Source organism: Methyloversatilis sp. XJ19-49, from assembly GCF_024580145.1.
Classification (GTDB): Bacteria; Pseudomonadota; Gammaproteobacteria; order Burkholderiales; family Rhodocyclaceae; genus Methyloversatilis.
This window is the reverse complement of sequence record NZ_JANINI010000044.1, coordinates 1-474: the sequence shown is the minus strand read 5'-3', so window position 1 is coordinate 474 and position 474 is coordinate 1. Positions and strand designations below refer to the sequence as shown.

Below are 474 nucleotides of genomic sequence, written 5' to 3'. Positions count from 1 at the left end.
CCCGGCCGGCTCACGCAGGCCGGGGCACATCAACCTGCTTAAGCGATGATCTTGGCAACCACGCCCGCGCCCACCGTACGACCGCCTTCGCGAATCGCAAAGCGCAGACCTTCTTCCATCGCGATCGGCGCAATCAGCTTCACCGTGATCGATACGTTGTCGCCCGGCATCACCATCTCCGTGCCCTCCGGCAGTTCGATCGAGCCCGTCACGTCCGTCGTGCGGAAGTAGAACTGCGGACGATAACCGTTGAAGAACGGCGTGTGACGCCCGCCTTCGTCCTTCGACAGAACGTAAATCTCGGCCGTGAAGTGCGTGTGCGGCTTGATCGAACCCGGCTTGGCCAGAACCTGACCACGCTCCACGTCTTCACGCTTGGTGCCACGCAGCAGCACGCCGACGTTGTCACCTGCCTGGCCCTGGTCCAGCAGCTTGCGGAACATCTCAACGCCGGTGCACGTCGTCTTGACCGTG

At 62.9% G+C, this 474-nt stretch carries 1 protein-coding gene; it reads right to left on the bottom strand.

Features of this window, described 5'->3' with window-relative positions; genetic code table 11:
• Positions 1-38: 38 nt before the first annotated feature.
• Positions 39-474 (bottom strand): EF-Tu/IF-2/RF-3 family GTPase (locus tag NMQ16_RS19170; protein WP_257082568.1); only part of this gene is annotated, 436 nt, incomplete at its 5' end.